The organism is Streptomyces sp. SID486, assembly GCF_009865385.1.
Lineage (GTDB): Bacteria > Actinomycetota > Actinomycetes > Streptomycetales > Streptomycetaceae > Streptomyces.
Map to the genome: position 1 here is coordinate 1 of NZ_WWJT01000617.1, position 5,568 is coordinate 5,568.

6 protein-coding genes are annotated in these 5,568 nt (G+C 73.7%); 5 read left to right on the forward strand and 1 reads right to left on the reverse strand.

The window, feature by feature from the left end; all coding sequences use genetic code 11:
• Nucleotides 1-342: 342 nt before the first annotated feature.
• From GT045_RS28795 to GT045_RS28815, 5 genes are all read left to right on the forward strand, one after another.
• The gene (locus GT045_RS28795) at nucleotides 343-1,446 is read left to right on the forward strand and encodes a DUF4129 domain-containing protein (protein ID WP_161335974.1); all 1,104 of its coding nucleotides are present in this window, start codon (nucleotides 343-345) and stop codon (nucleotides 1,444-1,446) included.
• Nucleotides 1,443-1,979, forward strand: coding sequence for a hypothetical protein (locus GT045_RS28800; RefSeq protein ID WP_161335975.1), 537 nt, complete (start codon nucleotides 1,443-1,445; stop codon nucleotides 1,977-1,979). The genes GT045_RS28795 and GT045_RS28800 overlap by 4 nt, the downstream gene beginning before the upstream one ends.
• Before the next feature lie 64 nt (nucleotides 1,980-2,043).
• Nucleotides 2,044-3,051, forward strand: coding sequence for a MoxR family ATPase (locus GT045_RS28805; RefSeq protein WP_161335976.1), 1,008 nt, complete (start codon nucleotides 2,044-2,046; stop codon nucleotides 3,049-3,051).
• Nucleotides 3,048-4,529, forward strand: a complete 1,482-nt coding sequence (locus tag GT045_RS28810) for a DUF58 domain-containing protein (protein WP_161335977.1) — start codon at nucleotides 3,048-3,050, stop codon at nucleotides 4,527-4,529. Before GT045_RS28805 ends, GT045_RS28810 begins: the two co-directional genes overlap by 4 nt.
• Nucleotides 4,526-5,128 (forward strand): hypothetical protein, encoded by a 603-nt coding sequence (locus tag GT045_RS28815; protein ID WP_161335978.1) that lies wholly within the window; start codon nucleotides 4,526-4,528, stop codon nucleotides 5,126-5,128. The genes GT045_RS28810 and GT045_RS28815 overlap by 4 nt, the downstream gene beginning before the upstream one ends.
• 269 nt (nucleotides 5,129-5,397) lie before the next feature.
• Here GT045_RS28815 and GT045_RS28820 read toward each other — a convergent pair.
• Nucleotides 5,398-5,568, reverse strand: a 171-nt coding sequence (locus GT045_RS28820; RefSeq protein ID WP_086727732.1) for a hydrophobic protein, incomplete at its 5' end; no start/stop codon positions are given.

Genomic DNA, 5,568 nt, shown 5'->3' on the forward strand with positions numbered 1-5,568 from the left:
GCCAGGGTCGTTTCCAGGCGTGCCAGGGTCGTTCCCTGGTCGATGAGCGAGCCGCGTGGCACGGGTGGCGTGCGGACTCCACCGCACACCCGCCCGGGCGCTCGCGGTGAAACAGGCAGGTCAGGAAGGTGAAACAGGTAGGTCAGGAACCAGTACTCAGCGCGGCTCGCTTCGGCCGGGTGCGGCGACGGACGGTCGGCATCGCGGCGCGTGGCCGCAACGCACGCACGACGTGGCGCGGCGGGTGGCGCGCTGGGCTTCCGCCTCGGCCGCCGTACCGACGACCCCCTGCTGACACCCCGTCGACCGGTGTGCGAAGCTGCCGATCACGAAGGAGGGGTCGTGGCGGTGGGGCGGGAGCGTACGGCGGGCGGGCGACGGCGGCACAGCGCGACCGGCGCCGCACAGGCCGCGCTGACGGTGCTGGTGGTGTGCGGACTGGTCCTGGGAGCACTGCTGCTGCACCCCGACAGGGGCCTGTTCGCCAAGGGCCGCGGACCTCTCGGCGGAAACCCCGTCCTCGTGGTCGGCCTCGCCCTGCTGTCGCTCCTCGGCTGCCTGGCGCTGCGCGAGAAGTACCGGAAGCAGGTGGGCGCTGCCCGCGAACTCACCCCGGTGGAACAGCGGATGGTCGACGGCGTGAGCCGCGTCCTGACGGCCACGTCGCTGGTCGTCCCGCTGCTCGTCATCGTCCTGCACCGGTTCGGTTCCGCCGGTGACGGCGGCTCCGGAAGCGGCCACGAGTCGTCACCGCGCCCCAGTCGGCAGCCGGACCCGGTGCCCACCGTGCCACCGGCACAGCCTGCCGGCCACGGCGGCCACGGTGTGCGCTTGGGGCTGACGCACGTCCTGCTCGGGCTCGGCATCGCCCTGCTCGTCGTGGTCGTCGTGATCGCCGGGCTGCGCCTGTGGCGGTATCCGCACCGGCCTGCGCCGCCCGAGGCCCCGGCGGCGTACGCGACGCTCGACGACGAACGGGAACGCCTGGCCCAGGCCGCGGACTCCGGACGCCGTGCCCTGCTGGACGGCACCGACGCCCGCACAGCGGTCATCGCCTGCTATGCCGCCATGGAGGAGTCGCTCGCCCACTCCGGCGTGTCCCGGCGTGCCTCGGACACCCCGCAGGACCTGCTGGAGCGAGCCGTCGCCGGGGGCTTGCCCGCTGGGGCGGCCGCCGCCGCGCTCACCGCGCTGTTCCGTGAGGCCCGCTACTCCAGGCACCCGATGGACGACAGCCACCGCGACCGGGCCGCGGCCGCACTCGCCGAGATCGCCGGTACCGCCGGGACCCCGGGGACGAGCGGAAGCCCGGGGACGAGCGAGACCTCAGGGACGAGCGGAAGCCCGGGGACGAGCGGGACCTCAGGGACGAGCGGGATGACCGGGACCGCCGACGGCTTACGCGCGGGAACGTCTGGGCCCGAGGCCGCGAGGGGTGCCGGATGAGGGCGCCCGACCGGATCCGGGGCGTCGCGAACTCCGTGCTGCCCGCGCCCGGTTCGGTACGCCACTCGCTGGCCGTCCTGGGCACCGTCGCGGTCGCGGCCGACGTGCTGCTCGCCCTGACCGACGGTGTCGCCGCGGCCGCCACCGGCTTCGCCGTCATCACCGCGGTCGTACTGGCCCTGGGCCGCTATGCCGCGGGCGCCGCCGCCCGGGACAGCGGCTATCGCAAGCCGGTACGCCTGCTGGACGGCCGGGCCCCGGCGCTCGGTGCGTGGCGGCGCATGGTGGCCAAGACCCTCGCCGACGACGGCGAAGCGCGCTTCGACACCGTGATGCGGCCGCAGTTGCAGCGTTTGTTCGCCGCCCGGCTGGCCGAACGGCACGGCGTGGCGATGTATCGGAACCCGCAGCGGGCCCGGGCACTGGTCGGAGCCGAGCTGTGGCCGTGGATCGACCCGCAGGTGGCCGCTCCGCGCCCCGCTCTCCCCGAGCCAGTCCTGCGCTCCCTGCTCGACCGACTGGAAGCCCTGTGACCGGTGGCGCTGCGGCCGGCCCCGCAGCCCGCGCATCCCGACCCCGCCCTGTGAGGAACCGACCGTGACCAGCCCGCGCCCCACCCCCGACCACGCAAGCCTGACTCCCCGGCAGGCGGGCGAAAGAGCCGCGGCGGTGCTCGACGAGATCCGCAAGGCCGTGGTCGGCAAGGCGGAGCCGCTGGCGCTGGTGATGCTAGGCGTCCTCGCCGGCGGCCACGTGCTCATCGAGGACCTGCCGGGACTCGGGAAGACGCTGCTGGCGCGCTCCTTCGCCACCACTCTCGGCCTGGACTTCCGCCGTATCCAGTTCACACCCGACCTGCTGCCCTCCGACGTCACGGGAGCCCCGTTCTACGACCAGCGGACGGCCGACATGGTCTTCAGGGCCGGCCCGGTCTTCACCCACCTGCTGCTCGCCGACGAGATCAACCGCACGCCGCCCAAGACCCAGGCCGCGCTGCTGGAGGCGATGGCGGAGTCCCAGGTGTCCATCGACGGAAGCACCCGGGCGCTGCCGGAGCCCTTCGTGGTCGTCGCCACTGCCAACCCCATCGAGTACGAGGGCACGTACACCCTGCCCGAGGCCCAGCTCGACCGGTTCCTGCTGCGGGTTCGCATGGGCTATCTGGCGGCGTCCGAGGAGGCGGCCCTGTTGCGGGCGCGTGTCGATAGGGCCGCACCCGAGGCTGTGCTGCGCACGCTCAGCGATCCGGACGAGGTGTTGGCCATGCGGGCCGCCGTCGAACGCGTCGAGGTGGACGACGACCTGCTGGAGTACGTCGTCGCGCTGGTCCGCGCCACCCGCGACCACCCGCACATCCAGGTCGGCGCCTCTCCGCGCGGCGGTCTGGCCCTGACGCAGCTCGCCCGCGCCCGTGCCGTTCTGGACCTGCGGGACTACGTGACCCCGGAGGACGTCAAGTCCGTGGCGGTGCCGGCCCTCGCGCACCGCGTCACCCTCAAGCCGGAGCTGTGGGTCCGGCAGATCGACGGCGACGACGTCATACGCGAGATCGTGCAGTCCGTACCCGCTCCGCAGACCTTGCCGCGCCCGCCGATCGCGTCATGACGGAGCCCCTGCCGCCCGGCGCCGCGCCCGCCGACCGCGCCACGACGAAGCCCTTACCGAACCGCACCACGGCCGCCGACCGCATCACCACGAAACCCGTACCGAACCGCACCACGGCCGCCGACCGCATCACCACGAAACCCGTACCGAACCGCACCACGGCCGTAGCCGTTCAGCGGTCCCTGGACGGCCGCCACGACGTGGCCGCCCAGCCCCCGCCGCCGCCTCCGCCCGGCTGGCGAACCGGTGAACGTACCTTGCGACTGGGCACGTTGGCCGTCGTCGCGCTCACCGCCGCGTCGGTCACCGGGCGTCCCTGGGTACTTGCTCTCGCCGCCGTGCCCCTGGTGCTGCTCGCCCTCGCCCTGCCGAGCGGGCCGCGCCCGGAGGTGGTGACGGCCGAGGCCGAGGTGGGGCCGCGGCGGTGCTTCGAGGGTGAACACGTGACGGTGCGGATCACGGTGTCCTACGACGGTGAGGCCGGCCGCCTGGACCCCGGCGTCACCCTCGGTCACGGGGTCCGGCTCGACGATCTCGCGGTCGACACCCACCACGTCGACCTGGTCCTGACCGCGCAGCGCTGGGGCAGCTGGACGCTCGGCACGGTCGACGTCGACGTCTACGATCGCGGGGGGCTGGCCCGGCGCACGGTCCGGGTCGAACTCGGTGAGATCGCCGTCTTCCCGCTGCCCGGACATGCCGGCCTCACGCCCATACCGGTCCGGCTGCCGCAACGGCTCGGCGAGCACACCGCCGAGCAGCGCGGCGAGGGCGTCGAGGTCACCGGCGTACACCCGTACGTGCGCGGCGAGCGGCAGCGGCGGATCCACTGGCCGGCCACCACCCGGCGCGGTGCCGTGCAGGTCCACCAGTTCGCCGCGGAGCGCACCGCCGACACCGTGGTGCTGCTGGACGTGCTCGCCGACGTCGTCGACCCGGTCACCGGCGCGTCCTCGCTCGACGAGACCTTCCGGGCCGCTGCCGGACTGGTCCGCGCCTACCTGCGTACCCACGACCGGGTCGGCGTCGTGTCGGTCGGCGGGAGGACCCGGTGGCTGCAACCGGGCGGCGGCCAGGGGTACTTCTACCGCATCGTCGAAAGTGTGCTGGAGGTCCGCAAGGACCTCGCGTACCGCACGGAGGGACTCAGCCTGCTGCCCCCACGCGCGCTGCCCGAAGGAGCGCTGGTGTACGTCATCACACCGCTGACCGATCAGCGGATCTTCGACGTTCTGCACCAGGTGCGCGGACGGGCCAACCCGATGGTCGTGGTCGAGATCCCCTCTGGTGAGCCCGGTCTGGAACCGGGTGACAGCGAGGGCGAACTCGCGCTGCGGCTGTGGCGCGCCGACCGCGACGCCATGCGCTTCGCCCTGGTGGAACGCGGTGTCGCGGTCGTCGCCCACCGGCCCGGCGAGACCCTCGACCTCGCCCTCGCGCCGCTGCTGCGCACCCGCATCCACGGGGGGACCCGATGACCACCTCCCCCGCCCCGCACGTCCGGCCGGGCACGGGGCCGGCCGACAGCCGAGCCGCCCTGCTCCTCAGACGTCTCACCTCCCGCATCACGGACCGCTTGCTCGGCACGGCGCTCGCCGTCGCCGCCTGCGACCCGCCGGCCGTCCCACAGGCGACGCCGCTGGTGAGGGTGCTGGTCCTGGGGGCCACGGCGGCCGCGTGGTGGGCCGCTCCGATGGTCGACGCGCGCCCCGTCCTGACCTCCGTGCGCTGGCGGACCTTCGCGGCCCGTTACCGGACGACCGTGCTCCCGGCGGCGGCGATAGCGGTCGCGGCCCTCACCGATCCCGCGGTCTGGCTGGTCGCCTGCATCGGCGCCCTGCTCCTCGCCTACCTGCTCGTCACCGATGCGTGGACAGCCGGTGTCACCGCCCCGCCCGGCCGCCCGCGGGCGACACCCGCGCTGACAGCCGCCGCCGCGAGCACGGTGGTACTGATGGCCGCCCAGGCACCGGTCGCCGGCACCTCATGGGCACGTCTGCCCGCCTCGCTCGCCGTCGTCGCGACCACGGTCTGCCTGGTACTGGCGCTGCGCACCCGCCGCAGGCCGCCCGGCTGACCGCCGAGACCGCACCGGAATGGGCTGGCAACGGGCCGCGAATGGACCGGGTGCAGCGGCCCCACGGTCATAGCAGGTGCGGAGGGTTCCGCTGCTGATCCCGCGAGGCCGCTGCAGCACACACGTACCCTGCGGTACGTCCGATGCGCCGGATCCGTCCCACACCACTTCGGCAGGGTGCCTTTCACACCAGTGGGGCCCGGCCGTGTCCGGCCGGGCCCCACTCACCGTTCGCGCACGGCATGTCCCGTGCGCCGGATGCCTTTCGTCTACCAGCGGTACCAGCGGCCCCTACGGCCGCCGCTGTCCGCGGAACGGACGACGAAGCCCAGCAGCCACACGACGAGCACGATCACCGCGATCCACCACAGTGCCTTCAGCGCGAAACCCGCACCGAAGAGGATCAGAGCCAGCAGAAGAACCAGAAGCAGGGGAACCAT